25 protein-coding genes and 4 tRNA genes are annotated in these 25,290 nt (G+C 70.6%); 6 read left to right on the plus strand and 23 right to left on the minus strand.

Annotated elements, in window-relative coordinates:
* The first annotated feature begins 72 nt into the window (after positions 1-72).
* Positions 73-636, plus strand: coding sequence for a type IV toxin-antitoxin system AbiEi family antitoxin (locus PUW82_RS10790; protein ID WP_274222288.1), 564 nt, complete (start codon positions 73-75; stop codon positions 634-636).
* On the opposite strand, the gene PUW82_RS10795 is transcribed toward PUW82_RS10790, so the two are convergent.
* The 10 genes from PUW82_RS10795 to pdxS form a co-directional block, all read right to left on the minus strand.
* Complete coding sequence (locus PUW82_RS10795; protein WP_274222289.1) at positions 615-2,867, minus strand: RelA/SpoT family protein; 2,253 nt, start codon at positions 2,865-2,867, stop codon at positions 615-617. The two genes, PUW82_RS10790 and PUW82_RS10795, sit on opposite strands and share 22 nt — an antisense overlap.
* 49 nt (positions 2,868-2,916) lie before the next feature.
* Entirely contained in the window at positions 2,917-3,906 is a 990-nt protein-coding gene (gene secF / locus PUW82_RS10800; RefSeq protein ID WP_274222290.1) for a protein translocase subunit SecF, read from the minus strand.
* Positions 3,906-5,621, minus strand: coding sequence for a protein translocase subunit SecD (gene secD / locus PUW82_RS10805; RefSeq protein WP_274222291.1), 1,716 nt, complete (start codon positions 5,619-5,621; stop codon positions 3,906-3,908). Before secD ends, secF begins: the two co-directional genes overlap by 1 nt.
* Positions 5,622-5,666: 45 nt before the next feature.
* A complete protein-coding gene (locus PUW82_RS10810; protein WP_274222292.1) occupies positions 5,667-6,173 on the minus strand; it encodes a preprotein translocase subunit YajC in 507 nt (168 codons plus the stop codon).
* 79 nt (positions 6,174-6,252) lie between these two features.
* Entirely contained in the window at positions 6,253-7,278 is a 1,026-nt protein-coding gene (gene ruvB / locus PUW82_RS10815; RefSeq protein ID WP_274222293.1) for a Holliday junction branch migration DNA helicase RuvB, read from the minus strand.
* On the minus strand, positions 7,271-7,888 hold the full coding sequence (gene ruvA, locus PUW82_RS10820; RefSeq protein WP_274222294.1) for a Holliday junction branch migration protein RuvA: 618 nt from the start codon (positions 7,886-7,888) through the stop codon (positions 7,271-7,273). Before ruvA ends, ruvB begins: the two co-directional genes overlap by 8 nt.
* An 82-nt stretch (positions 7,889-7,970) precedes the next feature.
* Complete coding sequence (gene ruvC, locus PUW82_RS10825; RefSeq protein WP_274222295.1) at positions 7,971-8,537, minus strand: crossover junction endodeoxyribonuclease RuvC; 567 nt, start codon at positions 8,535-8,537, stop codon at positions 7,971-7,973.
* A gap of 124 nt (positions 8,538-8,661) precedes the next feature.
* Positions 8,662-9,423 (minus strand): YebC/PmpR family DNA-binding transcriptional regulator, encoded by a 762-nt coding sequence (locus tag PUW82_RS10830; protein ID WP_274222296.1) that lies wholly within the window; start codon positions 9,421-9,423, stop codon positions 8,662-8,664.
* Positions 9,424-9,433: 10 nt separating this feature from the next.
* A complete protein-coding gene (pdxT, locus tag PUW82_RS10835) occupies positions 9,434-10,045 on the minus strand; it encodes a pyridoxal 5'-phosphate synthase glutaminase subunit PdxT (RefSeq protein WP_274222954.1) in 612 nt (203 codons plus the stop codon).
* The gene (pdxS, locus tag PUW82_RS10840; RefSeq protein ID WP_420792767.1) at positions 10,039-10,935 is read right to left on the minus strand and encodes a pyridoxal 5'-phosphate synthase lyase subunit PdxS; all 897 of its coding nucleotides are present in this window, start codon (positions 10,933-10,935) and stop codon (positions 10,039-10,041) included. Before pdxS ends, pdxT begins: the two co-directional genes overlap by 7 nt.
* 87 nt (positions 10,936-11,022) lie before the next feature.
* On the opposite strand from pdxS, the gene PUW82_RS10845 reads away from it, so the two are divergent.
* Together PUW82_RS10845 and pdxY are read left to right on the plus strand one after the other, a co-directional pair.
* The gene (locus tag PUW82_RS10845) at positions 11,023-12,357 is read left to right on the plus strand and encodes an aminotransferase class I/II-fold pyridoxal phosphate-dependent enzyme (RefSeq protein ID WP_274222298.1); all 1,335 of its coding nucleotides are present in this window, start codon (positions 11,023-11,025) and stop codon (positions 12,355-12,357) included.
* 4 nt (positions 12,358-12,361) lie between these two features.
* Positions 12,362-13,213, plus strand: a complete 852-nt coding sequence (gene pdxY, locus PUW82_RS10850; protein WP_274222299.1) for a pyridoxal kinase PdxY — start codon at positions 12,362-12,364, stop codon at positions 13,211-13,213.
* Between the two features lie 4 nt (positions 13,214-13,217).
* Here pdxY and PUW82_RS10855 read toward each other — a convergent pair whose 3' ends face one another.
* From PUW82_RS10855 to thrS, 3 genes are all read right to left on the minus strand, one after another.
* Positions 13,218-13,799, minus strand: coding sequence for a hypothetical protein (locus tag PUW82_RS10855; protein WP_274222300.1), 582 nt, complete (start codon positions 13,797-13,799; stop codon positions 13,218-13,220).
* A gap of 89 nt (positions 13,800-13,888) precedes the next feature.
* Positions 13,889-14,446 (minus strand): HIT family protein, encoded by a 558-nt coding sequence (locus PUW82_RS10860; RefSeq protein WP_274222301.1) that lies wholly within the window; start codon positions 14,444-14,446, stop codon positions 13,889-13,891.
* A complete protein-coding gene (gene thrS / locus PUW82_RS10865) occupies positions 14,443-16,461 on the minus strand; it encodes a threonine--tRNA ligase (RefSeq protein ID WP_274222302.1) in 2,019 nt (672 codons plus the stop codon). Before thrS ends, PUW82_RS10860 begins: the two co-directional genes overlap by 4 nt.
* Before the next feature lie 80 nt (positions 16,462-16,541).
* Between thrS and PUW82_RS10870 the strand changes: the two genes are divergently transcribed.
* On the plus strand, positions 16,542-17,702 hold the full coding sequence (locus tag PUW82_RS10870) for an SLC13 family permease (RefSeq protein ID WP_274222303.1): 1,161 nt from the start codon (positions 16,542-16,544) through the stop codon (positions 17,700-17,702).
* 25 nt (positions 17,703-17,727) lie between these two features.
* Here the strand turns inward: PUW82_RS10870 and PUW82_RS10875 are convergent, their stop codons facing one another.
* The 5 genes from PUW82_RS10875 to PUW82_RS10895 all read right to left on the minus strand — a co-directional run bounded on the left by PUW82_RS10875 (position 17,728) and on the right by PUW82_RS10895 (position 18,996).
* The gene (locus PUW82_RS10875; protein WP_274222304.1) at positions 17,728-18,234 is read right to left on the minus strand and encodes a glycine cleavage system transcriptional repressor; all 507 of its coding nucleotides are present in this window, start codon (positions 18,232-18,234) and stop codon (positions 17,728-17,730) included.
* A gap of 51 nt (positions 18,235-18,285) precedes the next feature.
* Positions 18,286-18,642 (minus strand): hypothetical protein, encoded by a 357-nt coding sequence (locus PUW82_RS10880; protein WP_274222305.1) that lies wholly within the window; start codon positions 18,640-18,642, stop codon positions 18,286-18,288.
* Positions 18,643-18,699: 57 nt separating this feature from the next.
* Positions 18,700-18,771: transfer RNA gene (locus PUW82_RS10885), tRNA-Val, on the minus strand.
* Positions 18,772-18,798: 27 nt separating this feature from the next.
* Positions 18,799-18,869 (minus strand) — tRNA-Cys (locus PUW82_RS10890).
* A gap of 55 nt (positions 18,870-18,924) precedes the next feature.
* Positions 18,925-18,996 (minus strand) — tRNA-Gly (locus PUW82_RS10895).
* A gap of 152 nt (positions 18,997-19,148) precedes the next feature.
* Here PUW82_RS10895 and PUW82_RS10900 point away from each other — a divergent pair.
* A tRNA-Val gene (locus PUW82_RS10900) sits at positions 19,149-19,225 on the plus strand.
* Positions 19,226-19,287: 62 nt separating this feature from the next.
* Here PUW82_RS10900 and PUW82_RS10905 read toward each other — a convergent pair.
* The 4 genes from PUW82_RS10905 to zapE form a co-directional block, all read right to left on the minus strand.
* A complete protein-coding gene (locus PUW82_RS10905) occupies positions 19,288-20,022 on the minus strand; it encodes a VIT1/CCC1 transporter family protein (RefSeq protein WP_274222306.1) in 735 nt (244 codons plus the stop codon).
* 60 nt (positions 20,023-20,082) lie between these two features.
* A complete protein-coding gene (locus tag PUW82_RS10910) occupies positions 20,083-20,448 on the minus strand; it encodes a type II toxin-antitoxin system PemK/MazF family toxin (protein WP_274222307.1) in 366 nt (121 codons plus the stop codon).
* A 462-nt stretch (positions 20,449-20,910) separates the two neighbouring features.
* A complete protein-coding gene (locus tag PUW82_RS10915; RefSeq protein WP_274222308.1) occupies positions 20,911-22,179 on the minus strand; it encodes an ammonium transporter in 1,269 nt (422 codons plus the stop codon).
* A gap of 165 nt (positions 22,180-22,344) precedes the next feature.
* Complete coding sequence (gene zapE / locus PUW82_RS10920; RefSeq protein ID WP_274222309.1) at positions 22,345-23,373, minus strand: cell division protein ZapE; 1,029 nt, start codon at positions 23,371-23,373, stop codon at positions 22,345-22,347.
* Between the two features lie 33 nt (positions 23,374-23,406).
* Between zapE and PUW82_RS10925 the strand changes: the two genes are divergently transcribed.
* Positions 23,407-24,114, plus strand: a complete 708-nt coding sequence (locus PUW82_RS10925; RefSeq protein ID WP_274222310.1) for a dihydrofolate reductase family protein — start codon at positions 23,407-23,409, stop codon at positions 24,112-24,114.
* Here the strand turns inward: PUW82_RS10925 and PUW82_RS10930 are convergent.
* On the minus strand, positions 24,068-25,288 hold the full coding sequence (locus tag PUW82_RS10930; protein WP_420792747.1) for an alpha/beta hydrolase family protein: 1,221 nt from the start codon (positions 25,286-25,288) through the stop codon (positions 24,068-24,070). The two genes, PUW82_RS10925 and PUW82_RS10930, sit on opposite strands and share 47 nt — an antisense overlap.
* Positions 25,289-25,290: the final 2 nt, after the last annotated feature.

The raw sequence follows: 25,290 nt of genomic DNA on the forward strand, positions 1-25,290 counted from the left end.
CCACCGCGGGCGCTCTCCACAAGTGGAGGGCGCCCGCGGTCGTCGGGGCGGCGGGTCGGTCAGACTGCGGGTATGCACTGGCCCTTCCTCTACCTCCCCGGCGAGACGCTGTCGGCGACGGAACTCGCGGCCGCCCGCTTGGACGGCGACGTGGTCGAGGTCGGCGAGGCGTTCATCCCCGCCGACGCCGTCGAGACCGCCGAGCTTCGCGCCGCATCGCTGCGCCCGCTGCTGTCCCTCGGCCTCGCCGTCACTCATCTGTCGGCGGCCTGGGTTCACGGCGCGGTGGCCGACCCGCCGGCACGCCACACCGTGCAACGCTGCAGCGCGCGCCGGTTGCACCACGTCATCGACATCCGCCTGCACTATCGCGACCGACGCGTTCCGCCCGGTGACCTCTCGCTCATCGGCGGGGTCCCCGTCACGACACCTGCCCGCACCCTCGGCGACCTCGTCCGCAGCGCCCTCTCCGGCGGCGCCGAGCCTCCTGCTGCCGCCGTCGCGATGATGGCGCTCGATCCCGCACTCTGCGAGCGTGCCACTGCCGCCCTCGTCGCGGCCGGGCCGGTCTCGTTCAAACGGCCGGCGCTCGAGTGGCTACGACGGCACGCCGCTCAGGAGGAGGTGACCCGATAGACGTCGTAGACGGCGTCGATGCGACGCACCGCGTTCAGCACCCGATCGAGGTGGACGGTGTCGCCCATCTCGAACACGAAGCGGCTCAGCGCGAGTCGGTCGTTGTTGGTCTGAACCGACGCCGACAGGATGTTGACGTGATGCTCGCTGAGCACCCGGGTCACGTCGCTCAGCAGTCCGGAGCGGTCGAGCGCCTCGACCTGGATCTGCACGAGGAAGAGGCTCTTGGTCGTGGGGGCCCACGTCACCTCGATGAGGCGTTCCGGGTCGCGCATGAGCGACTCGACGTTCGTGCAGTCCGCTCGGTGCACCGACACTCCGCTGCCGCGCGTGACGAAGCCGACGATCTCATCGCCGGGGACGGGCGTGCAGCACTTCGCGAGCTTGACGAGGATGTCTGGAGCGCCGCGGACGAGGACGCCCGAGTCGCTGTCGCGCTTCTGACGCGAACGGCCCACCGCCGGCAGGTCGATCGGCCCCGTCGAGGTGTCCTCCTCGGCTCGGACGAGCGCGGTGACCTTCTCGATGACCGACTGGGTCGAGACGTGTCCCTCGCCGACGGCGGCGTACAGCGCGGTCACGTCCTCGTAGCGCAGCTGGTGCGCGACCTCGGTGAACGCGTCCTGTCCCATCAGGCGCTGCAGCGGCAGGTTCTGCCGGCGCATGGCGCGCGCGATGGCGTCCTTGCCCTGCTCGACCGCCTCTTCGCGGCGCTCCTTGGTGAACCACCCGCGGATCTTGTTGCGCGCCCGCGTGCTCTTGACGAAGCCCAGCCAGTCCTGGCTCGGACCGGCATCCGGGTTCTTCGACGTGAAGACCTCGACGACGTCGCCGCTCGAGAGCGTCGACTCCAGTGGCACCAGGCGGCCGTTGACCTTCGCTCCCATGGTGCGGTGACCGACCTCGGTGTGGACGGCGTAGGCGAAATCGACGGGGGTCGCTCCTGCCGGCAGGCCGACGACGCGGCCCTTCGGCGTGAAGACATAGACCTCTTTCGCGCCGATCTCGAACCGCAGCGAGTCGAGGAACTCGCCGGGGTCGGCCGTCTCGGCCTGCCAGTCGGAGATGTGCGCGAGCCACGCCATGTCGTTGTCGAGCGCCTTGGCGTCGGACTTGCCGCCCGTCATCCGCTCCTTGTACTTCCAGTGCGCCGCCACGCCGAACTCGGCCTGCTGGTGCATCTCGTGCGTACGGATCTGGATCTCGACGGTCCGGCCGCTCGGTCCGATCACCGTCGTGTGCAGCGACTGGTACAGGTTGAACTTCGGCGTCGCGATGTAGTCCTTGAACCGCCCGGGCAGCGGCGTCCATCGCGCATGGATCGACCCGAGCACCGCGTAGCAGTCGCGCACGGTGGTCACCAGGACGCGGATGCCGATGAGGTCGTAGATGTCGTCGAACTCACGGCCTCGCACGACCATCTTCTGGTACACCGAGTACAGCTGCTTCGGGCGGCCCATGACGCGCCCGCGGATCCGCAGCTCGCGCAGGTCGCTCTCGACGGCGTCGATCACGGTCTGCAGGTACTGCTCGCGCTGCGGCGTGCGCTGCTTGACGAGGCTGTCGATCTCGGCGTAGAGCTTGGGGTGCAGCACCGCGAACGACAGGTCTTCGAGCTCGCTCTTGATCGCCTGGATGCCGAGTCGGTGCGCCAGCGGCGCATAGATCTCGAGGGTCTCGGTCGCCTTCTTCGCCGCCTTCTCGGGCGGCACGAAGCCCCACGTGCGCGCATTGTGCAGGCGGTCGGCGAGCTTGATCAGGAGGACTCGGATGTCACGCGACATCGCGACGATCATCTTGCGCACCGTCTCGGCCTGGGCGGCGTCGCCGTACTTGACCTTGTCGAGCTTGGTCACCCCGTCGACGAGCATGGCGACCTCGTCGCCGAACTCCGCCGTCAGCTGGTCGAGACCGTAGGAGGTGTCCTCGACGGTGTCGTGCAGCAGAGCGGCGGCGATCGCACGCGGGCCGAGCCCGAGCTCCGCCAGGATCTGAGCGACCGCGAGGGGGTGCGTGATGTAGGGCTCGCCGCTCTGCCGCTTCTGCTGCGCGTGCGCGCGGGCCGCGACCTGATACGCGCGATCGATGATCGCGATGTCGCCCTTCGGGTGGTGCGCGCGCACCGTGCGGACGAGCTGCTCGAGACCTTCGCGGGGCGCTGCCCGCGAGAAGATCCGCGGCACGAGCCGGCGGAGGGAGCTCTGGGCAGGGGGCGGAGTGATCTCGGTCATGCCTTCACCTCCGCCATCCAGACCACGATTCTACGCGTGCCCGAGCCGGTCAGGCCGCGACCGCGGCGCGCTCGCGGGACTCGCGCACCCGGGTGTCGTTCGCCTTGATGGCCGGCTCGTTCTCGCGCATGAGCGCGAACAGCGGAACCGCGACGAACAGGGTGGAGTACGCGGCGACGAGGGTGCCGACGAAGATCGACAACGAGATGTCGGTCAGGGTCTGCGCGCCGAGCCACAGGGCGCCGATGAACAGGATGGCGCCGGTCGGGAGAGCCGCCACGATCGTCGTGTTGATCGAGCGCACGAGCGTCTGGTTCGCCGCGAGGTTCACCGACTCACCGAAGGTCCGCCCCGATTTCTCGCCGTCCTCGAAGGTGTTCTCGCGCACCTTGTCGAACACGACGGTGGTGTCGTACAGCGAGTACGACAGGATCGTCAGGAAGCCGATCACCGCCGCGGGCGAGATCTCGAACCCGAACAGCGAGTAGACGCCGACGGTGACGACGAGCACGTCGATCAGGCCGACGATCGCCGCGACCGACATCTTCCAGGTCCGGAAGTACAGCGCGAGGATGAGGAACGTCAGGGCGAGGAAGATCGCCAGGCCCCACAGCGACTGCCGTGTGACGTCCTGGCCCCAGCTCGGGCCGATGAACGACGAGCTGACCTCGGCGGTCGGCACCTCGTAGATCTCCGCGAGCGCCGCGGTGACTTCGCGCGTCTCGGCATCCGACATCTGGTCGGTCTGCACGCGCACGGCGTCCTCGCCGATCGTCGTCACCTTCGTGCCGGCCCCGGGCACGACCGACTGCACGGCGTCGGTGGCCAGCAGCTGGTCGGTGTTGGCGACGTTGGTCACGGTGAACTGCGAGCCGCCCGTGAACTCGATCGAGAACTGCGGAGGCTTGACGACGAGCACGAGCACCGAGGCCAGCACGAGTGCCGCCGCGATGATGAACCACAGGGTGCGGCGCGCGACGAACGGGAAGGAGAGCTTGCCGGTGTAGAGGTCGTTTCCGAACTGGTTGAAGAAACGCATCAGTCGTTGTCCCCCGTCGCACCGCGCGTATCGCCCGCGGCCTGTTCGGCGCGCTTGCGCTCTGCGATCGTCTGTCTGCGCTCGGCTTCGCCGCGCGACTTCGCCGCGCGCCGTCCGGCGCTCGTCTTGGCACCGGCGGCAACCGGAGCCCGGAACTGCGCCCGGCCGCGGTAGACCGCGCCGAGGGCCTCGGGGTCGAGGCCCGAGAGCTTGTGACCCGAGCCGAAGAAGCGCGTGCGGACGAGCAGCTGCAGGACCGGGTGGGTGAAGAGGATGAAGATCAGGATGTCGATCGCCGTCGTCAGACCGAGGGTGAAGGCGAAGCCCTTCACGGTGGAGTCGGCCAGGATGTAGAGCACGACCGCGGCGAGGATGTTGATCGACTTGGAGATGTAGATCGTCCGCTTCGCCCGCGACCATCCGTCCTCGACGGCGCTCGTGATCGACTTGCCGTCGCGCAACTCGTCACGGATGCGTTCGAAGTAGACGATGAACGAGTCGGCCGTGAAGCCGATCGTGACGATGAGGCCGGCGACACCGGCGAGCGAGAGGCGGAAGCCCATCCGCCACGCGAGGATCGCCAGCGCGACATACGTCAGCACCGCCATCACGACCAGCGAGGCGATGATCACCGTGCCGAGCGCGCGGTACACGACGAGCGAGTAGATCGCGACGAGCGCCAGTCCGATCAGGCCTGCGATGAGACCGATCTGCAGCTGCTGCGAGCCGAGGGTCGCCGAGATGGTGTTCGTGCTCTGCACCTCGAAGCTCAGCGGCAGGGCGCCGAACTTCAGCTGATCGGCGAGGACCTTCGAGCTGTCCTGGTCGAACGAGCCGGTGATCGACGGCTTGCCGGTGAGGATGACGGCATCCATCGACGGCGCCGACAGCACGCTGCCGTCGAGGACGAAGGCGAACTGGTTCAGCGGCGGCTGCTGGCCGTAGAGGCGCTGGCTGATCTTGCCGAACGTCTCCGTGCCCTCGCGGTTGAACGTGATGTTCACGGCCCAGCGGCCGGTCTGCTGCTCGAGACCGTTCGTGGCGTCGGAGATCGCGGAGCCGTCGAGCTCGACGGGGCCGAGGATGTACTTCGCCGTGCCGGTGCCGTCGCAGGTGATGAGCGGCTGGTCCGCCGGCGCGTCGGCCGGGTCGTTCGTCGGGTTGGCGCAGTCGTACGCGAGGAACTGCGCCTGCAGCGCCTCGGTGATCCAGGCCGGGTCGCTGCCGTTGGTCGGAGCCACCGACGGCGTCGCGGGCAGCGCCGGATCGGGAGTGGGGTACGGCGTCTGCTGTCCGTCCTCGCCGACGAACGTCGTCGCCGGTGACCCCGTGTACAGCACGGCGCGCAGCTGAAGCTGAGCCGACGCCTCGATCCGCTCGCGCGTCTCGTCGTCGACCTCGCCCGGCAGCTGCACGACGATCTGGTTGCCCGACTGCGTCGCGATGTCGGCCTCGACGAGGCCCGACGCGTCGACGCGCTGACGGATGATCGAGGCCGCTTGCTGCATCTGCTCCGACGACGGGGTGGTGCCGTCGGACTGCGCCTCGAGGATGATCTGCGTCCCGCCCTGGAGGTCGAGCGCGAGCTCGGGAGTCCACGAGCTCCCCTTGAACACGTAGACGCCGAGGGCGTTGACGCCGAACAGCAGCGCCGTCAGCACGAGGAGTCCGGTCAGCGCGCGCCAGGCACGGCGCACAGGAGTGGAAGTCGCCACGGGGAGATCAGCTTTCGTCGTGCGAGCGCCGGAGGAACCGGCGGGTCAGGCGCGGGGCTTGTCGTCGCGGTCGCCGGCACCCTCGGGCGCAGCGTCGGCCGCCTTCGCCCGGGCTGCGTCGTCGCTGGCCGAGGTGATCAGGCCCTGCTCGACGTCCGCGACGTACTCGTCGTGGTGCTCCTCGGCCTCGATGTACTCGTCTTCGGTGACGGTGCCCTCGGCGGGGTCGACGACCCGCAGGACCGCCTGGCTGTGCACCTCGACCTCGACGCCCGGTGCGAGCTCGACGCGCGCGGACTTCGAGAGGTCCTCACCGTCGTACTCGACGATCGTGCCGTAGAAGCCGCCCTGGAGCAGCACCTTCGCGCCGGGCATCAGCTGACGCGACTTCTCCTCCTGCTCGGCCTTCATCCGCTGCGCGCGACGCCGCTGGCTCCAGAACATGAAGACGATGAGCAGCGCGAGGATGATCAGAAGGCCGTACTCGGCGAAGAACTGCACTGCCGGGTTCGCGGGAGGAGCGTCGGCCGGGGTGGTGGCGAAGAAGAGCATGGAGGTGGGAGCACCTTTCACGGGTCGGCACGCGAAGAATGCGCAGCCTCGGGATTCGTCGGCGAGAAGCCTTCAAGGATTATAGGTCATCGATCTCCAGCGCCCCATCGGCGCGGGGCACCCCGAGGTGCCGGTACGCGGCCGGCATCGCCACCCGTCCGCGCGGCGACCGGCCGACGAAGCCGATGCGCACGAGATAGGGCTCGACGACCGACTCGATCGTCTCGCCCTCCTCGCCCACCGTGACGGCGAGGGTGTTGAGCCCGACCGGCCCTCCCCCGAAGCGCCGCACGAGAGCCTCGAGAACCGCGCGGTCGAGGCGGTCCAGGCCGATGGCATCAACGTCGTACAGGTCGAGCGCGGCCGCGACATCCGCCTCGGTCGCCCCCACGGCCGTGTCGCCGTGCACGACGACGAAGTCGCGCACACGGCGCAGCAGCCGGTTGGCGATTCGCGGGGTGCCGCGCGAGCGGCGAGCGATCTCGGCGCGCGCGATGGGCGGGACATCGACAGCCAGCACGCTCGCCGACCTCGCGATCACCCGCTCGAGCTCGTCGGGCTCGTAGTACTCCATGTGGGCGGTGAAGCCGAACCGGTCGCGCAGCGGGTTGGGCAGCAGACCCGACCGCGTCGTCGCCCCGACGAGGGTGAACGGAGCCAGCTCGAGCGGGATGCTGGTCGCGCCCGCGCCCTTGCCGACCATGATGTCGATGCGGAAGTCCTCCATCGCGAGGTACAGCATCTCTTCCGCGGACCGGGCCATGCGGTGGATCTCGTCGATGAACAGCACCTCGCCGGGCACGAGGCTCGACAGCAGCGCCGCGAGGTCGCCGGCATGCTGGATCGCGGGTCCGCTGGACATCCGCAGCGGCCGGCCGCTCTCGTGCGCGACGATCATCGCGAGCGTGGTCTTTCCGAGGCCCGGCGGACCCGAGAGCAGGATGTGGTCGGCGGGGCGGTCCTGCATGCTCGCGGCCTGCAGCAGCAGCTCGAGCTGACCTCGCACCTTCTGCTGTCCGACGAACTCCGCCAGCGAGGTCGGACGCAGCGCCCCCTCGACGGCGAGCTCGGTCTCGTCGGCGGCCAGGCCGTGGGCGTCAGACACCGGTCTGCTCCGGGCGGGCGGGGCCGAGGTGGGCGAGCGCGAGCTTCAGCAGGCCCGGCACCGACGTCGGGGCGCCCTCCGCGGCGGTGACCTGGGCGACCGCATCGGCCGCGACCCGCTCACTCCAGCCGAGCGCGACGAGTGCGGTGACGACCTGGCCGGCCAGCGAGCGCGCTCCCGCGGCGCCCGACGTCGGAGCGGCGGCCGGCGCCGCCTGCAGCTTGCCGGCGAGCTGCAGGACGATGAGCTTCGCGGTCTTCGGCCCGATGCCCGAGACCCGCCGGAAGGGCGCGTCGTCCTCGGCCGTCACGGCCTGCGCGATCTGGTCGACGCTCAGCGACGACAGGACGCCCAGCGCCGATTTCGGACCGACCCCGGTCACGCCGATCAGCAGAAGGAACGCGGTGAGCTGCTCACGCGTCTCGAAGCCGAACAGCGACAGCGCGTCCTCGCGCACGACGAGGTTCGTGTGCAGCACGATCTCGTCGCCGATGTGGAAGGAACGCGGGATGTCGGGGGTCACCGCGACCGAGAACCCGACGCCACCCACGTCGATCACGACACTGTCGGCTTCGAGGTGCAGCACGCTGCCGCGCAGGGAGGAGATCATGCTCCGAGCCTAAGCGCGGCTTCGCAGGTATGTTCGACCGACACGCTTCGTCGCCCCTGAGCGGCCACCGCGGCCCCGCACTTCAGCGGCGCGAGAGGCGCTCGGCGTCGGCCCACGCCCGCTGCGCCGGGGTCAAGGCCGCCGACGTTCCCGCGGCTGCGGTGCCCCCGCGCCGCCAGGCGTGGCAGATGGCCAGCGCGAGCGCGTCCGCGGCGTCCGCGGGCTGCGGCAGCGCGTCGAGGCGCAGCACCCGGGCGACCATCGTCTGCACCTGGAGCTTCTCGGCGGCGCCGTATCCGGTGATGGCCGCTTTGACCTCGGAGGGGGTGTGCGTGGCGGCATCCAGTCCGTTCTCCGCGGCCACCAGCAGAGCGATGCCGCTGGCCTGCGCCGTGCCCATGACCGTGCTGCGGTTGTGCTGCGCGAAGACGCGCTCGACAGCCACGACGTGCGGGCGATGCTCCGCGATGACCTCGCGCAGCCCCGCGGCGATCGTCGCGAGCCGGCGTTCGATCGGCAGGTCGGGGGCCGACCGGACCACACCGACGTGCACGAGGCGGGCGGAACGGTCCCGCGCCACATCGACGACCCCGACGCCGCAACGGGTCAGGCCGGGGTCGACGCCGAGGACGCGCAGCGGGGAGGTCACTCCCCCACGCTACGGCCGCCGTCGCCTGGCGGCGCGACGACAACCCGTGAAACGCGCAGTTCCCGGCATCCGGCGCAGAAAGAACTGCGCGCGATGCCGGGAACGGTGCGGGATGCCGCGGGGTTTACTCTTCGTCGTTCTCGAGCTCGGCCTGCACCTCGGGGGTGAGGTCGAAGTTGCTGTAGACGTTCTGCACGTCGTCGCTGTCTTCGAGCGCGTCGATGAGACGGAAGACCTTGCGCGCCGTGTCGGCGTCGACCTCGACCTTGAGCGAGGGCACGAACTCGACGTCGGCGGAGTCGTACTCGATCCCAGCGTCCTGCAGCGCGCTGCGCACCGCGACCAGGTCGGAAGCCTCCGTGATGACGCCGAAGCCGTCGCCGTGCGGCTCGACCTCTTCGGCTCCGGCCTCGAGGACCGCGAGCATGACGTCGTCTTCGGTGGTTCCCTCGGCGGGGACCACGATGACGCCCTTACGGCTGAAGTTGTAGGCCACGGACCCGGGGTCGGCGAGGGTGCCGCCGTTGCGCGAGAGCGCCGTGCGCACCTCGGCCGCGGCCCGGTTCTTGTTGTCGGTCAGACACTCGATGAGCAACGCGACGCCGTTGGGCCCGTACCCCTCGTACATGATCGAGGTGTACTCGACGGACTCGCCGCCGATTCCCGCGCCGCGCTTGACCGCGCGGTCGATGTTGTCCTTCGGGACCGAGGTCTTCTTCGCCTTCAGGACGGCGTCGAAGAGCGTGGGGTTGCCCTGCAGGTCGGGGCCGCCCAGCTTCGCCGCGACCTCGATGTTCTTGATGAGCTTGGCCCACGACTTGGCACGACGCGCGTCGACGACGGCCTTCTTGTGCTTGGTCGTGGCCCATTTGGAGTGACCGGACATGCGCGCAATCCTACCGGGACGACAGCGACGCCTCGCGGACCCGCGCGAGGAACCGGTCGTGGAAGCGTCGTTCGCCCGACACCTCGGGATGGAACGCCGTGGCGAGCAGCCGCCCCTGCTCGACCGCGACGACGCCGCCATCGGACAGGCGCGCGAGGACGCGCACCCGAGGCCCGACCTCGGTGATGAGCGGCGCCCGGATGAAGGACGCCGGAACCGGTCCGGCGAAGCCGTCGACGGCGAGCGCCGTCTCGAACGACTCGTTCTGGCCACCGAAGGCGTTGCGACGAACGGTGACGTCGAGCCCGCCGAACGTCTCCTGCCCGGCGATGGCTCCCTCGACGCGGTCGGCGAGCAGGATCAGGCCCGCACATGTGCCGAACACCGGCAGTCCCTGCGCGACGACGTCTCGGATCGGATGCTGCATCCCGAACGCCCGCGCGAGCTTGTCGATGACGCTCGATTCCCCGCCCGGCAGCACGAGCCCCTCGACGGCGGCGAGGTCGGCGGGGCGGCGCACGAGCGAGGTATCGGCGCCGAGGCCGTCGAGCATGCGGACGTGTTCGCGCACGTCGCCCTGCAGCGCCAGTACCCCGACCCGGGGTCGCAGCGAGGTCACCAGCCGCGCTCGGCCAGACGGTGCGGTGCCGCGAGGTCGGACACGTTGATGCCGACCATGGCCTCGCCCAGCCCGCGCGAGGCCGCCGCGACCACAGCCGGGTCGTCGTGGAAGGTGGTGGCCTTCACGATCGCCGCAGCGCGGCGCGCCGGGTCGCCGGACTTGAAGATCCCCGAGCCGACGAACACGCCGTCGGCGCCGAGCTGCATCATCATGGCGGCGTCGGACGGCGTGGCCACCCCGCCCGCGGTGAACAGCACGACCGGCAGCGCGCCGGTGGCGGCGACCTCGGCGACGAGCTCGTACGGCGCCTGCAGCTCCTTCGCCGCGACGTAGAGCTCGTCGGGCGCGCGCGACGCGAGTGCCCGGATCTCGGACGTGATGGTGCGGATGTGGCGCGTCGCCTCCGAGACGTCGCCGGTTCCGGCCTCGCCCTTCGAGCGGATCATGGCCGCCCCTTCGGTGATGCGCCGCAGCGCTTCGCCGAGATTGGTCGCGCCGCAGACGAACGGCGTCGTGAAGCGCCACTTGTCGATGTGGTTGGCGTAGTCGGCGGGCGAGAGCACCTCGGACTCGTCGATGTAGTCGACGCCGAGCTCCTGCAGCACGCGCGCCTCGACGAAATGCCCGATGCGCGCCTTCGCCATGACCGGGATGGAGACGGCGGCGATGATCTCGTCGATCAGATCGGGGTCGCTCATGCGGGCCACCCCTCCCTGCGCACGGATGTCGGCGGGGACGCGCTCGAGCGCCATGACGGCGACGGCGCCGGCATCCTCGGCGATCCGCGCCTGGTCGGCGGTGACGACGTCCATGATGACGCCGCCCTTCAGCATCTCGGCGAGGCCGCGCTTGACGCGGGCGGTTCCGGTGGCGGTCTGGTCGGTCGACACGACGGGCTCCGTTCTGGGCCGTGACATCGGGACGGTCATACGGCCTAGGCCAAAAGCTAACATGGCATCCGTCATAAGATCGATGCGATGACTTCCCGTGACACGATCACCGGGCACACGGCCGGTGAGATCGCCGACAGCGTGCGGATGCTGCTCGAGCGCGGGCTCCTGCGCGCGGACGACGCCCTGCCACCGGTGCGCGCGCTCGCCGACGAGCTCGGCGTCAACCGCAACACCGTCGTCGCCGCGTACCGTCTGCTCGCGCAGGCCGGCATCGTCGTGGCCCGCGGGCGCGGTGGCACCCGCATCACCGACGTCGCCCCGATCGCCGCGGAGGGCGTCGCGGCCGACACCGTGCTCCGCGATGTCGGCTCGGGCAATCCCGACCCCGCCCGCATCCCCGACCCGACTCCCCTGCTGCCACGCGTCACGGGCCGCCCTGTGCTCTACGGCGAGCCCGTCCTCGACCGCGGCCTGGCCGCCTGGGCGCGCGACTGGTTCGCCGCGGATGCCGACGGCGACCCGGCCTCGGCCGGCCTCACGATCACCGGCGGCGCCGTCGACGCCGTCGAGCGGCTGCTGGCCCAGGCCCTCACACGTGACGACGCCGTGGCGCTCGAAGACCCCTGCTTCCTCGCGAGCATCCACACCGTGCGTCTGGCCGGCTACCGCGCCCTTGCGGTTCCAGTCGACGCCGAGGGCATGACCGTCGCCGGGCTGGAGGCGGCGCTCGAGGCCGGCGCCCGCGCCATCGTGATCACCCCCCGCGCGCAGAACCCCACCGGCGCCAGCCTGTCGGCCGAGCGTGCGGCCGCGCTTCGCGAGGTCCTGGCTCCGCACCCCTACGTTCTCGTCATCGAGGACGACCACTTCTCGCTGCTGTCGACCCAGCCGTACCGATCGATCATCGGTCCGGGACATCGCCGGTGGGCGCGCGTGCGATCGGTGTCGAAGTTCCTCGGTCCCGACATGTGCCTCGCCGTCACGGCATCCGATCCCGTCACGGCGGAGCGGATGTCGCTGCGTCTGGGGTCGGGCACGACCTGGGTCAGCCACCTGCTGCAGCGCTTGACGCACGCGCTCGTCACCGACGAGGCGGCCGCCGCGACCATCGCCGCCGCCGGCGCGCACTACGCCGCGCGTAACGCCGCCTTCGCCGACCGGCTCAGCCGCGGGGGCCTGCCCTGCGCGCCGGGCGACGGGCTCAGCCTGTGGGTCGAGGTGCCCGGCTCGGCGCGCGCGGTCGTCGACGCGCTGATGCGCCGCGGGTGGCTCGCGCGCACCGGCGACGAGTTCCGCCTCACCGCGGACGAGCCCTCACGGCACCTGCGGCTCACCGTCCACGACCTCGACGATGACGAGGCCGACACGCTCTCCCGCGACCTCCTCGCCGCGGCCCTCACCCCCACGCGAAAGGTATGACCCGATGAAGGTCCTCTCGATCCAGTCCGCCGTCGCCTACGGCCATGTCGGCAACTCCGCCGCCGTCTTCCCGCTGCAGCGCATCGGCGTCGAGGTGATGCCGGTCTACACCGTCAACTTCTCCAACCACACCGGGTACGGCGCCTGGCGCGGACCGATGATCAGCCCCGACGAGGTCAGCGCCGTGATCGCCGGCGTCGAGGAGCGCGGGGTTTTCCCGCAGATCGACGTCGTGCTCTCGGGTTACCAGGGCGGCGAGGGCATCGCCGACGTCATCCTCGACACCGTCGCTCGTGTGAAGGCAGCCAACCCGGATGCCGTCTACGCGTGCGACCCCGTCATGGGCAACGCCACGTCGGGCTGCTTCGTCGCCCCGGCCATCCCGATCCTGCTGCGCGACCGGGTCGTGCCGGCCGCCGACATCATCACCCCGAACCAGTTCGAGCTCGGCTTCCTGACCGAGACCGAGCCGACCGACCTCGACTCGACCCTGGCCTCGGTCGACGCGGCACGGGCGATGGGTCCGCGCACGGTGCTCGTCACGAGCGTGCAGCGTCCCGACCGCCCCGCGGGCACGATCGAGATGCTCGCGGTCGACGACGACGGCGCGTGGATCGTGCGCACCCCGCACATCCCGATGAAGGCGAACGGGTCGGGCGACGTGACGGCCGCGCTGTTCACCGCGCACTACCGCCGCACCGCTTCCGCCGCCGAGGCGCTCGCGCGCACGACATCGAGCGTCTTCGACCTGTTGACCCGCACGCACGCGTCCGGTCAGCGCGAGCTGCAGCTCGTCGAGAGCCAGGAGTCCTACGCGCACCCGCGGATGCAGTTCACCGTCGAGCAGGTGCGCTGAGGGGTCAGTACTGACCGCCCGCCTCGGTCCAGGCCTGCTCCCACTGCGGGGCGTCGTCGGGGCAGAGGAAGCGCGTTCCGAAGACCATGATGCTCACGGCGCCCTCGCGCGACGCATCGTCGACGGCGAGGCTGCCGATCAGCGGAGACGACACGACGTGCGTGCGGAAGGATGCCACGTCGATCTCGTGGGCGTTGAGGATCGAGGTCTCGCACGCGTCGAGGGCGAGAGCGAGGGTGACCGTCTCGGCCTGCTCCGACCACTGCCCGCCGTTGGCCTCGACGTGCGCACGCTGCTGGGCGACGAGGTCCTGCTGCGCCGGTGTCTTCGCCGTCAACACCGGCTGCCCCACGGGCTGCTGCTGCTCCGCGATGAACGCCTCGCGCTCGGCGAGCACGTCGCCCTCGAGCGCGGCGTCGCCCTCGGCGGCATCCGGCGTCGGGGTGGCGCTCTTCTCCGGCGCGGAGGCTGCGGGGGCCGGGGTCGCGTCGGAAGAGCCCGCCGCGGTGCAGCCGGTCAGCGCCAGGGCGCCGACGACGGCCAGCGCGGCGAGGGTCGCGGTGCGGGGACGAGCGGTGATCGACATGGTGCCTCCTCGGTGAGCGGCCAGGCTATCTCCCGCTTCGAACCCCGCGCGGGGGCTTGCGCTCGGGGTCGAGCACGAGGAAGCCGCCGTCAACCGCGCGGCCAGGCGGTCGCGACCGCCTCGCGCACGTCGCCGAGCAGCTGCGGCAGCGCCTTCGTCTTCGCGATGATCGGGAAGAAGTTCGCGTCCGTGGCCCACCGTGGCACGACGTGCTGATGCAGGTGACCGGCCACGCCGGCACCGGCGACGGCCCCCTGGTTCATGCCGAGGTTGAATCCGTCGCAGCGCGACACCTCGCGCAGTACCCGCATCGCGGTCTGCGTGAGCGCTCCGATCTCGGCGACCTCCTCGGCGGTGGCCAGGTCGTAGGTCGCGATGTGCCGGTACGGGCACACCAGCAGGTGACCGGAGTTGTACGGGAACAGGTTCAGCAGCACGAACGCCGTCCGCCCGCGCGCGACGATCAGCCCGTCGGCGTCGGACTTCTCCGGCGCGGCGCAGAACGGGCACTCCTCGACCAGCGGGTCGGGTCCGGCCTGGATGTACGCCATCCGGTGGGGCGTCCACAGCCGCTGGAACTCGTCGGGCACCCCGGCCAGGTGCGCGGCGTCCTCAACCGGGCGCGGGGTATCCGACGCGTCGCTCACGCCAGGTGCTCCGCGGTGTCGACGAGCGTGCGCTGCGCGATGGCCGCGCGGATGCGCTCGACCGCCTCGTCGACCGGCACGCCGTTGGTCTGCGACCCGTCGCGGAACCGGAACGAGACGGTGCCCGCGGCGCGGTCCTGCTCGCCGGCGATGAGCTGCAGCGGCACCTTCTGCGTCGTGTGCGTGCGGATCTTCTTCTGCATCCGGTCGTCGGAACGGTCGAGCTCGGCGCGCACACCGGCCTCGCGCAGCCGCGTGACGATCTCGTGCAGGTAGGGCGCGTAATCCTCCGCCACAGGGATCGCGACGACCTGGACGGGCGCGAGCCACACCGGGAAGGCGCCCGCGTAGTGCTCGAGCAGGATCGCGAAGAAACGCTCGATCGACCCGAACAGGGCGCGGTGGATCATGACCGGACGGTGCTTCTCGCCGTCCGGGCCGGTGTACTCGAGCTCGAACCGTTCGGGCTGGTTGAAGTCCAGCTGGATCGTCGACATCTGCCAGGTGCGGCCGATGGCGTCGCGGGCCTGCACCGAGATCTTCGGGCCGTAGAACGCCGCCCCGCCCGGGTCGGGCACGAGCTCGAGCCCCGAGCCCTCGGCGACGCGACGGAGCGTGTCGGTGGCCTGCTGCCAGAGGGCGTCGTCACCGATGAACTTCGGGTTGCCCTCCTCCTTCGTCGACAGCTCGAGGTAGAAGTCGTTCAGGCCGTAGTCGCGCAGCGTCTGCAGCACGAACTCGAGGCTGTGCACGAGCTCCGCCTCGACCTGGTCGGCCGTGACGTAGATGTGGGTGTCGTCCTGCGTCATGCCCCGCACCCGGGTGAGCCCCGAGAGCGTTCCGCTCTTCTCGTAGCGGTAGACCGAGCCGAACTCGCTGAGCCGCAGCGGCAGTTCGCGGTAGCTGCGTCCGCGCGAACGGAAGATCAGGTTGTGGAACGGGCAGTTCATGGGCTTCAGGTAGTACTCCTGGCCCTGACGGGTGACGTTGCCCTCCGCGTCGACGACCTCGTCGAGCTTCATCGGCGGGTACATGCCGTCGGCATACCACTGCAGGTGACCGCTCGTCATGAACAGGTCGCCCTTGGTGATGTGCGGGGTGTTGACGACGTCGTACCCGTTCGCGAGCAGGCGCTCGCGCATGTACCGCTCGATCTCGTAGCGGATGATGCCGCCCTTGGGGTGGAACACCGACAGTCCGGGCCCGATCTCGTCGGGGAACGAGAACAGGTCGAGCTCGACGCCGAGCTTGCGGTGGTCGCGACGCGCAGCCTCGGCCAGGCGCTCCTGATAGGCGCGCAGTTCGTCCTTCGAGGGCCACGCGGTTCCGTAGATGCGCTGCAGCTGCGGGTTCTTCTCGCTGCCCCGCCAGTAGGCCGCCGCAACTCGGGTGAGGTCCCACCCGTTGCCGATCAGGCGCGTGCCGGGAACGTGCGGTCCGCGGCAGAGGTCCTTCCAGGCGGTCTCGCCGTCGCGGGTGACGTTGTCGTAGATCGTCAGCTCGCCCGCACCGATCTCCGCCGAGGCACCCTCGGCCGCGTCGGCACCCGATCCGGGGCCGCCGGCGAGGGCGACCAGCTCGAGCTTGAACGGCTCGTCGGCGAGCTCGGCGCGCGCCTCGTCCTCCGTCACGACCCGTCGCACGAAGCGCTGGTTCTCGCGGACGATGCGCTCCATCTCCTTCTTGATCGACTTGAGGTCCTCGGGGGTGAAGGGCTCGTCGACGCCGAAGTCGTAGTAGAAGCCGTTCTCGACCGGCGGGCCGATGCCGAGGTTGGCCTGCGGGCGGATGCGCTGCACCGCCTGCGCGAGGACGTGCGCGGTGGAGTGCCGCAGGATGGCGAGGCCGTCCGGGCTCGAGGACGTCACGGGCTCGACGGCATCCGTCTCGGTGACGACCGTGGCGAGGTCCTTCAGCTCACCGTTGACGCGCAGGGCGACCACGGAGCGATCGGGGAAGAGGGCGAAGCCGTCGGCGGGGTACGACACGTCCGACGGAAGAGCGGCGTCAGTCAAGGGAACATCTCCAGGTGGTGGGTCGGATCGATCCTACCCGCGGCGCTTCCCGCGACTCGGCGGGCGCGGCAGGGAGCATGATGGATGCCGTGAAGCTCGCCATCGCCGGAGCCGCACTGCTGCTGCTGGCGGCGGCAGCGGTGGCCGGAGGCATCCTGCCCCCGGGCGAGATCGTCGAGATCGCCGAGCGTGTCATCCCGATCCTGGCCTTCGTCGTCGCGGTGACGATCGTGGCCGAGCTCGCCGCGAAAGCCGGCGTCTTCGACGTCGCCGCCGGTCGGCTGGCACGGATGTCGCGGGGCCGCACGGTCGTCCTCTGGCTGCTGGTCGTGGCGCTCGCGGTGGTCTCGACCGCCTTCCTGTCGCTCGACACGACCGCCGTGCTGCTCACCCCGGTCGTCGTCGCCGTCGCGCGCGCGAACGGACTGCCGCCGCTACCGTTCGCCTTCACGACGGTATGGCTGGCCAACACCGCGTCGCTCGTCCTTCCGGTGTCGAACCTCACCAACCTCCTCGCGCTCGATCACCTGCCGGCGGGCGGTGCGCTCGGCTTCATCGCCCTGATGGGTCCCACCGCCGGGGTCGCGATCGTCGTCACGGTCGGGCTGCTCTTCGTCATCCATCACCGCAGTCTGCGCGGTCGCTTCGAGCCCGCTCCCCCGCCGCGCATCGCCGACCGGATCCAACTCGTCGCGGCGTCCGTCGTGGTGATCGTGCTGATGCCGGCGCTGGTCAGCGGATGGGAACCGTGGATACCGGCATCCCTCGCGGCAGCCCTGCTCATCGCGCTGTTCGCGTGGCGCTCGCCGCGCGCGCTCTCGGTGCGGCTCGTGCCGTGGTCGCTGCTGGTGTTCGCCGCGGGCCTGTTCACGGCGATGGCCGCGCTCGAGTCGCTCGGATCGGCCGCCATCGCCGCGGCCGTCGCCGGCGAGCCGGGCGGTCCCCTCGAGCTCTGGCGCATGGCCGGCACCGCGCTCGTCGCGGCGAACGCCGTCGACAACCTGCCGGCCTACCTGTTGCTGGAGCCGGCCGCCGGCACCCCGGAGCGTCTCGGCGCCCTGCTCGTCGGCGTCAATGCGGGGCCGCTCATCACGCCCTGGGCATCGCTTGCGACGCTGCTGTGGCACGAGCGGCTGCACGCAGTCGGCGTCGATGTGCCGTGGCGGCGTTTCATCGCGTGGGGGCTCGTGGCGGCGCCCGTCATCGTCGGGCTGTCGGTGCTGCCCCTCGCGCTCCGCTGACCCGACGCGACGCGCGGGGACGAGGTCAGACCAGCGTCAGGTCGACCTGGATCTCGGCCGCGAGACGCTCGAGATCGACGATGACCTCGTCGGCGTCGAACCCGACGGGCAGCCGCACCACCATCGTCGCCTCGAACAGCGTGCCGCCCGACATTGGGGCCTCGACCGTCCGACTCGTGAGCGCATCGATGCTGAGGGCATGCACCCCGATGGCGTCGCTCACCTCGCGCACGATCCCCGGCCGGTCGTTGCCCAGGACGGTGAAGCGCAGCGCCTGACCGGTCGCGGGCACGGGCGCGAGCGGCTGATGCGTCGTGATGCGCAGCAGCCCGTCGAGACGTTCGAGGGCCGCGACGAGCCCGGCCTCTCGATCGTCCGGCACCTCGACCAGCACGATGCCCGCGAACGCGCCGGCCAGCTCGGCCAGCTCGCTGCGTTCCCAGTTGCCGCCGTGTGCGGCGACGGTGTCGGCGAGGGTGCGGACGAGTCCGACGCGGTCGTCGCCGACGACGGTGAGCACGAGGCGGGTCATGGCGCCGAGCCTAGCGGGGGCCACCGCGCGGCGGCATCCGCTTCCCGGCGCTCACGCCGCGCGTCGCGTGACCGCATTGCGCCACACGACCGTGTTGAGCTCGCCGGCCTCGCTCATCCAGAAGACGACGACCACCCGGTCGTTCCAGCCCCGCGCGACGGCGGCGACACGTTCGGCGGGTTTGTGCGGCCATGAGATCCACGCCCAGACGGTCGGCCAGTCCGTCGGCCACTCCAGTTCACGGGGACCGTACGCCTGCATCGGGATCGTGCATGGCGGGATGCGCATGAGCGTTCGCTGCAGGTGCTCCGCCGATCGCCGGTCGATGGCGTCGGCGTACCGCTTGTTCGTTCCCACGTGGCCGGCGTCCTCTCCCCCGGCCGAGAGCCTGCCACGATCGACCGACACCGCCGCGACGGTGCCCGGAAACGACAAAACCCCCGGAGAACCGGGGGTTTTATTCGGTGCGCGATACTGGGATCGAACCAGTGACCTCTTCCGTGTCAGGGAAGCGCGCTACCGCTGCGCCAATCGCGCCTATACAGGCTGTTCAGTTGTGAGGCGAGGTGGCGACGGGATTCGAACCCGTGTAAACGGCTTTGCAGGCCGGTGCCTAGCCGCTCGGCCACGCCACCGTGTGTGGTTCTGACCCACGTGCCGGACCTCCCTGACGGGAAATCCTCGCACTCGAGCGGATGACGAGATTCGAACTCGCGACCCTCACCTTGGCAAGGTGATGCGCTACCACTGCGCTACATCCGCATTTCGTTCCGGATCGCTCCGGCACTTGTTAAACATTAGCCGACGATCGCGGGAGTGCAAAACCGGCGGCAGCCCGCGCGTGTCTCGCCCACGCGTTCGGGAACCGCCGCGGCATCCGGTATGCTCGTGTCTCGGCCCTTCGGGGTCAGCACGGGCGATTGGCGCAGTTGGTTAGCGCGCTTCCTTCACACGGAAGAGGTCGTGGGTTCGAGTCCCGCATCGCCCACCATCCGCCCCGCTTCGCATCGTCGAGCGGGGCTTTTCGGTATGTGCGACAGGATGACGGAGCCGTCAGACGACGCCCGTGGCACCCAGCAGCGATCCGATGCCGAAGGTCGCGGCCAGCGCGACCGCTCCGCCCAGAACGACCCGGACGGCGGGCCGCAGCGCCGGACTGCCGCCCAGGCGCGCGCCGGCGTAACCGGTCAGCGCGAGGGCGGCGAGCACGACGGCGACGGTGACGGGCACCCGCGCTCCCGGTGACGGCAGGAGGATCGCCGCAAGCGGCAGTAGGGCGCCGACGGTGAAGGCCAGGGCGCTCGCACCCGCCGCCGCCCACGGGCTCACCACCGCCCCCTCCGACAGGCCGAGCTCGGCCTCGAGGTGCGCCGCGAGCACATCGTGCTCGGTCAGTTCCTCGGCGACGCGACGTGCCGTCTCGGCCGTCAGCCCGCGCTGCTCGTACAACCCCGCGAGTTCGGCGAGCTCGGCGTCCGGGTCCGCGGCGAGCTCGCTCCGCTCCTTCGAGATCAGCGCGCGCTGACTGTCGCGCTGGCTGCTGACCGACACGTACTCCCCCAGCGCCATCGAGACCGCGCCGCCGACGACGCCCGCGACACCGGCGGTGAGGATGGGGGCGGTCGCGGTCGTGGCTCCGGCCACCCCGACCACCAGCGCCGCCGTCGACACGATGCCGTCGTTCGCGCCGAGCACGCCCGCTCGCAGCCAATTGAGCCGGCCGGCGATGGATGCCATGTGCGGCTCGTCGGGGTGAGCGCCGGAGGCATCCGGCGATGATGCGGTCATGCGCACCATGAAACCACTCGCCCGCGCCGCGCCCACCACGGGCGCGGCTGGACGCGGGGATCAGCCGGCGTCGGTCCAGCCGTAGCGCTGCGACAACGCACGGGCGACGCGGCGGAAGCCCTCCCGACCCAGCCCGCCGGCCTCTCGCCGGATCCCCTGCGCGGACACGAGGTAGATCTGGTCGACGTCGAGCCACGACGGACGCCCCTGCCGGTCCCAGTCCCCCGTCCCGAGGGGCAGGTGGTCGCGCTCGCCCTCGTGCGACTTGCTCGTCAACTTCATCGCCCAGCTGCGACCGGCATCCGCCCGCGCGAGGACGAGCAGCGGGCGGTCCTTGCCGCGAGAGGGGTCTTCGGCATACGGCACCCACGCCCACACGATCTCGCCGGGATCCGGCAACGCGTCCGGCCGCGGCTCATACGCCAAGCGCAAGCCTCGCTTCGGCGGCAGCGGAACCTCGGCGACGGATGCCGCGCCCGCTCGGCTCGCCTCGGCCCCGCGCTCGCGCGTGGAATACGGCGACGGGGACGGGGTCCGCGACGGCGGAGCGGGCGCTTTCCGCGGTCGAAGCAGATCCCATACGCGCGCCAACACACCCATCACGCCACGCTAACGCAGTCCCCCGTGGCCGGTATCGCCGGTGCCGGGTGCGGCCGCGCTCAGCGCCGCCCGCGCTTCACCGGGCACATCGCGCCGGTTCATCGGTAGCGAAGGGGCTGGAGCTGCCACCTGAGACCGCACGGCGTGGTTCACCGGGCTGCTCGCGCCGCACCTGCGCGCGACGGGGCCACAGCCGCCCGGTCAACCGAAGACGCCACACGTCGGACACGAGGAAGGGCGGGGTGCCGCGGAAGATTCCGCGACACCCCGCCCTTCCAGCGATCGGTGTCAGACCTTGGCGTCGGACAGCGTGTAGCCGACCTCGCCGTGGACGACCGTGTCGATGCCGGCGATCTCGTCCTCGTTCTTCACGCGGAAGCCGATCGTCTTCTCGATCGCGAGACCGATGACGAAGGCGAGCACGAACGAGTAGGCGAGCACGGCGAGCGCCGCGATGGCCTGGACGATCAGCTGGCTGGCGTCGCCACCCATGAACAGGCCGGTGCCGTTGGCGAAGAAGCCGAGGTACAGCGTTCCGATGAGACCGCCGACGAGGTGGATGCCGACCACGTCGAGCGAGTCGTCGAAGCCGAGCTTGTACTTCAGCTCGATCGCCAGGGCGCAGGCGGCTCCGGCGATGAAGCCGAGGACGATCGCCCAGATCGGGTCGACCGAGGCGCACGCGGGGGTGATCGCGACGAGACCGGCGACGGCGCCCGAAGCGGCACCCACCGACGTCGGCTTGCCGTCCTTGATCTTCTCGACGAGGAGCCAGGCGAGCAGGGCGGCGGCGGGAGCGGCGATCGTGTTGATGAACGCGAGCGCGGCCGTGCCGTCCGCGGCGAGCTCGGAGCCCGCGTTGAAGCCGAACCAGCCGAACCACAGCAGACCGGCGCCGAGGAGGACGAACGGCGGGTTGTGGGGGACGTGGACGCCCTTCTGGAACCCGACGCGCTTGCCGAGCACCAGGGCCAGGGCGAGCGCCGCGGCGCCGGCGTTGATGTGGACGGCGGTGCCACCGGCGAAGTCGATCGCGCCGACGCCGAAGACGTCCTGCAGGCCCTTGGTGATCCAGCCGCCGTACTCGAACGAGCCGTCGTCGGCGAGGCCGAAGTTGAAGACCCAGCTGGCCACGGGGAAGTAGACGACCGTGGCCCACACGCCGGCGAACAGCATCCAGGCGCCGAACTTCGCGCGGTCGGCGATGGCGCCCGACACGAGCGCCACGGTGAGGATCGCGAAGGTCGCCTGGAAGCACACGAACGCCATCGGCGGGTATGCGGCGTCCTCGGGGGTCTCGAGCAGGCTGGTCAGCCCGATCGCGCTCCAATCGATCGCCCAGGGCGCGACAGTGCCCTCAGCGCCGGGGAAGGCGATCGCGTACCCGAAGAGCACCCACAGGACGCCGATGAGCCCGAGCGCTCCGAAGCTCATCATCATCATGCTGATGACGCTCTTGGCCTTGACGAGGCCGCCGTAGAAGAACGCGAGTCCAGGCGTCATCAGCAGGACGAACGCGGCCGCGATGAGTATGAATGCGGTGTTGCCTTGATCCATCTCGAGGGAAACCTCTCTGCAGGGACGCAGGTGTAGCGTCGGGTCCCCTCAGTGTCGAGGTGCCCAGTTTCCCCCGACGGCGCACTCGTGTTTCCGGTCGGTTACGCGAACGCTTCCCCGGTAAACATCAGGTTTCCCGGCGCCGCGTGCGCCCTGCGCGTCGCCTCAGGAGTGGGTGAGAGCGACCAGGCGCGAGATGGCGCGCAGGTACTTCTTGCGGTATCCGCCCGCGAGCATCTCGTCGCCGAAGACCTCGTCGAGCGGTCGCCCCGTGGCCCGGATGGGGAGCTGGGCGTCGTAGGCACGGTCGATGAAGGCGACGAAGCGCAGCGCCGCCGACTGGTCGGTCAGTTGCACGACGTCGCGCAGGCCGACGACCGAGACGCCGTCGATGAGGCGGATGTAGCGCGAGGGATGGACGGTGGCGAGGTGCGCCACGAGGTCGGCGAAGGCGTCGTCCGACACAGCGGTCGTGGCGGCGGCATCCGATACGGTCCGCTCGTAGTCTTCGGGGCTGAGCGCGACGGCGTGACCGTCGACGGCGCGCTGACGGTAATCGGTGCCGTCGATGCGGATCGTCTCGAAGCTCGCCGACATGGCGTGGATCTCGCGCAGGAAGTCCTGCGCCGCGAAGCGGCCCTCGCCGAGCGCGTTCGGCGGGGTGTTCGAGGTCGCGGCGAGGCGCGTCCCCGAGGCGACGAGCTCGCCCAGCAGACGGGTCATGACCATGGTGTCGCCCGGGTCGTCGAGCTCGAACTCGTCGATGCACAGGAGATCTGAGCCGCGCAGCAGCTGAACGGTGTTCTGGTAGCCGACGGCACCCACCAGCGCCGTGTACTCGATGAACGAGCCGAAGTACTTCCGCCGGGCTGGCATCGCGTGGTAGATCGCGGCGAGCAGGTGGGTCTTGCCGACGCCGAACCCGCCGTCGAGGTAGACGCCGGGCTTCATTGCCGGCGCCTTCTTCGCGCGCCGGAACAGACCGCCGCGCGCCGCCGGAGCGCCACCACCGGCGAACGTCTCGAGCAGGTCCTTCGCGTCCTGCTGCGACGGGTACTGCGGGTCGGCCCGGTACGAGTCGAAGGTCGCGCCGTCGAACTGCGGCGGGGGTACGAGCGCGGCGAGCACCTCGGCTCCGCCCACCTCCGGACGGCGGTCGCTGAGGCGCAGGATTCCGGCGGATGTGCTCGTCACGGGTCAACCCTAACCGCGTGCGAGGATGACGCCGTGCGAGTGAGTGAGTTGCGTCCGACCACCGGCGAGAGCGCCGACATCACCACCGACGCCGGTCGCGCCTGGCTGACCGAGCGCTACCGGCGGCCCGCCGGCGGCTACGTCCGACTCAACATGGTGACCACGCTCACCGGCGCTGCCGTCGGCGGAGACGGGACGAGCGACAGCATCACGAGCCCGACCGACCGGACCATCCTGGGCATGATCCGCCGCGACGCCGAGATCGTCGTCGTCGGGGCCGAGAGCGTTCGCGCCGAGGGCTACGTCGTGCCGCGGACCGCGGCCCTCGCGATCGTCTCGCGCACGGGCCGCCTCGACGGCCATCGGCTCGACCCCGCGGCGGTCGGCCGTGTCGTGCTCGTCGTGCCCTCGACCGTGGCGCCCGAGGCACCCGCGGGCGTCGACGTCGTGCACGCCGGTCCCGGTCCCGACCTCTCCCCCGCCGAGATCGTCGCGGCACTGCAGGCGCGGGGGTTGTCGCGCCTCGTGTGCGAGGGCGGACCGACGCTCGCCTCGGCCTTCACCTCCGCCGGCCTCATCGACGAGTACTGCATCACCGTCGCGCCGCGCATCACACCGGTGGAGCGCCCACTGCTGTCGATCGGCGGCGACAGGAAGCTCGCCGTTGCGGGCGCGCTCATGGACGAGGCGGGTTTCAGCTACCTGCGCCTGCGGCCCGTCGATCCAGCCAGTCGCGGATGACGCGCGTCCACCGTTCGGGGTCGTAGTTCCACAGCTTCGTGTGCCGCGCGACCTGGAACACCTCGAGTTCGACGAGATCGGGACGCGCCGCCGCCAGCTGGTACGACGCGTCGGCGGGGACGAAACCGTCGTCATCGCTGTGCAGGATGAGGATCGGATGCCGCAGCTCCGCCGCCCGCGCCACGACATCCAGCGTCTCGAACGGGATCGGCGCGTTGAGCCCGAGCAGCCGCGAACCCCAGTCGCTGTCGAGCGCGCGGACGGCGGTCGTCGCGACGGGAGCGGGGATGCGCAGCAGGTCCGCCTGGTAGTCGAGCACAATGCGCCAGTCGATCGCGGGCGACTCGAGGATGACGCCGGCGATGAGATCGCGGTGAGCCGAGTTCAATGCCAGCTGCAGCGCGATGGCGCCGCCCATCGACCAGCCCATGATGAACACGCGCTTCGCGCCGCGCCGCCGAGCGGTGCCGAGCGCGGCATCCACGTCGCGCCACTCGGTCGCGCCGAGCATGTAGGTGCCCGTCCGGCTGCGCGGCGCCTCGCCGTCGTTGCGGTAGGACACGAGCAGCGACGAGATGCCTGCGGCGTGGAAGACCGGAACGGCGCGCAGGGCCTCGGCGCGCGTCGTGCCGCGACCGTGGACCTGGATCACCCACGTGTCGCTGGGCGCACCGGTCGGGCCGTCGGCCGGGAAGAACCACGCGGGGCATGGCCCCAACGGGGACCCGACGAGTTCGACCTGGAAGGACAGGTGCAGCTCTTCGGGGGCGTCGTAGTACCAGCCGCTGAACGCGGCCGCGGCCGAGAGCCGGTCCTCCGGCGTGATCTGGGTGAGCAGCTTGCGTTTGACCGACGTGTCGTCGAGCGAGAGCACCGCCCCCACCTTGACGTACGAGGCGGTTCCGGTGGTGAAGAGCCCGTACCGCCCGGGCAGCTGCGTGTCGTCGTTGCGCGAGAGTGTGACGGTCTGCGCGGCGACATCCACCGCGAGCAGCTCGGTGTCCGGCACCCGGCCGGCGGGCGTCACGACCTTGCGGGCGACGCGCATCGATACCGTGCCGAGCGCTGCGAGCGTCAAGCCGAGCGCCCCGGCGAGCGCCGCGATCGAGGTCTTGATCACTGCCGCTGCTGCTGGAGATGCGCCCGCAGCTCCGGCGCGCCTGGAACCCATCATCG

Source organism: Microbacterium thalli, from assembly GCF_028737325.1.
Taxonomy (GTDB): Bacteria; Actinomycetota; Actinomycetes; order Actinomycetales; family Microbacteriaceae; genus Microbacterium; species Microbacterium thalli.

Coding starts and splice junctions, on each gene's coding strand:
- PUW82_RS10870 (WP_274222303.1), top strand. CDS start 16,542: ATGGATGCCGTGAAGCTCGCCATCGCCGGAGCCGCACTGCTGCTGCTG.
- PUW82_RS10790 (WP_274222288.1), top strand. CDS start 73: ATGCACTGGCCCTTCCTCTACCTCCCCGGCGAGACGCTGTCGGCGACG.
- PUW82_RS10875 (WP_274222304.1), bottom strand. CDS start 18,234: ATGACCCGCCTCGTGCTCACCGTCGTCGGCGACGACCGCGTCGGACTC.
- PUW82_RS10830 (WP_274222296.1), bottom strand. CDS start 9,423: ATGTCCGGTCACTCCAAATGGGCCACGACCAAGCACAAGAAGGCCGTC.
- PUW82_RS10915 (WP_274222308.1), bottom strand. CDS start 22,179: ATGGATCAAGGCAACACCGCATTCATACTCATCGCGGCCGCGTTCGTC.
- PUW82_RS10845 (WP_274222298.1), top strand. CDS start 11,023: ATGACTTCCCGTGACACGATCACCGGGCACACGGCCGGTGAGATCGCC.
- PUW82_RS10795 (WP_274222289.1), bottom strand. CDS start 2,867: ATGACCGAGATCACTCCGCCCCCTGCCCAGAGCTCCCTCCGCCGGCTC.
- PUW82_RS10905 (WP_274222306.1), bottom strand. CDS start 20,022: ATGACCGCATCATCGCCGGATGCCTCCGGCGCTCACCCCGACGAGCCG.
- PUW82_RS10855 (WP_274222300.1), bottom strand. CDS start 13,799: ATGTCGATCACCGCTCGTCCCCGCACCGCGACCCTCGCCGCGCTGGCC.
- secF (WP_274222290.1), bottom strand. CDS start 3,906: ATGCGTTTCTTCAACCAGTTCGGAAACGACCTCTACACCGGCAAGCTC.
- PUW82_RS10810 (WP_274222292.1), bottom strand. CDS start 6,173: ATGCTCTTCTTCGCCACCACCCCGGCCGACGCTCCTCCCGCGAACCCG.
- PUW82_RS10930 (WP_420792747.1), bottom strand. CDS start 25,288: ATGATGGGTTCCAGGCGCGCCGGAGCTGCGGGCGCATCTCCAGCAGCA.
- pdxY (WP_274222299.1), top strand. CDS start 12,362: ATGAAGGTCCTCTCGATCCAGTCCGCCGTCGCCTACGGCCATGTCGGC.
- ruvA (WP_274222294.1), bottom strand. CDS start 7,888: ATGATCTCCTCCCTGCGCGGCAGCGTGCTGCACCTCGAAGCCGACAGT.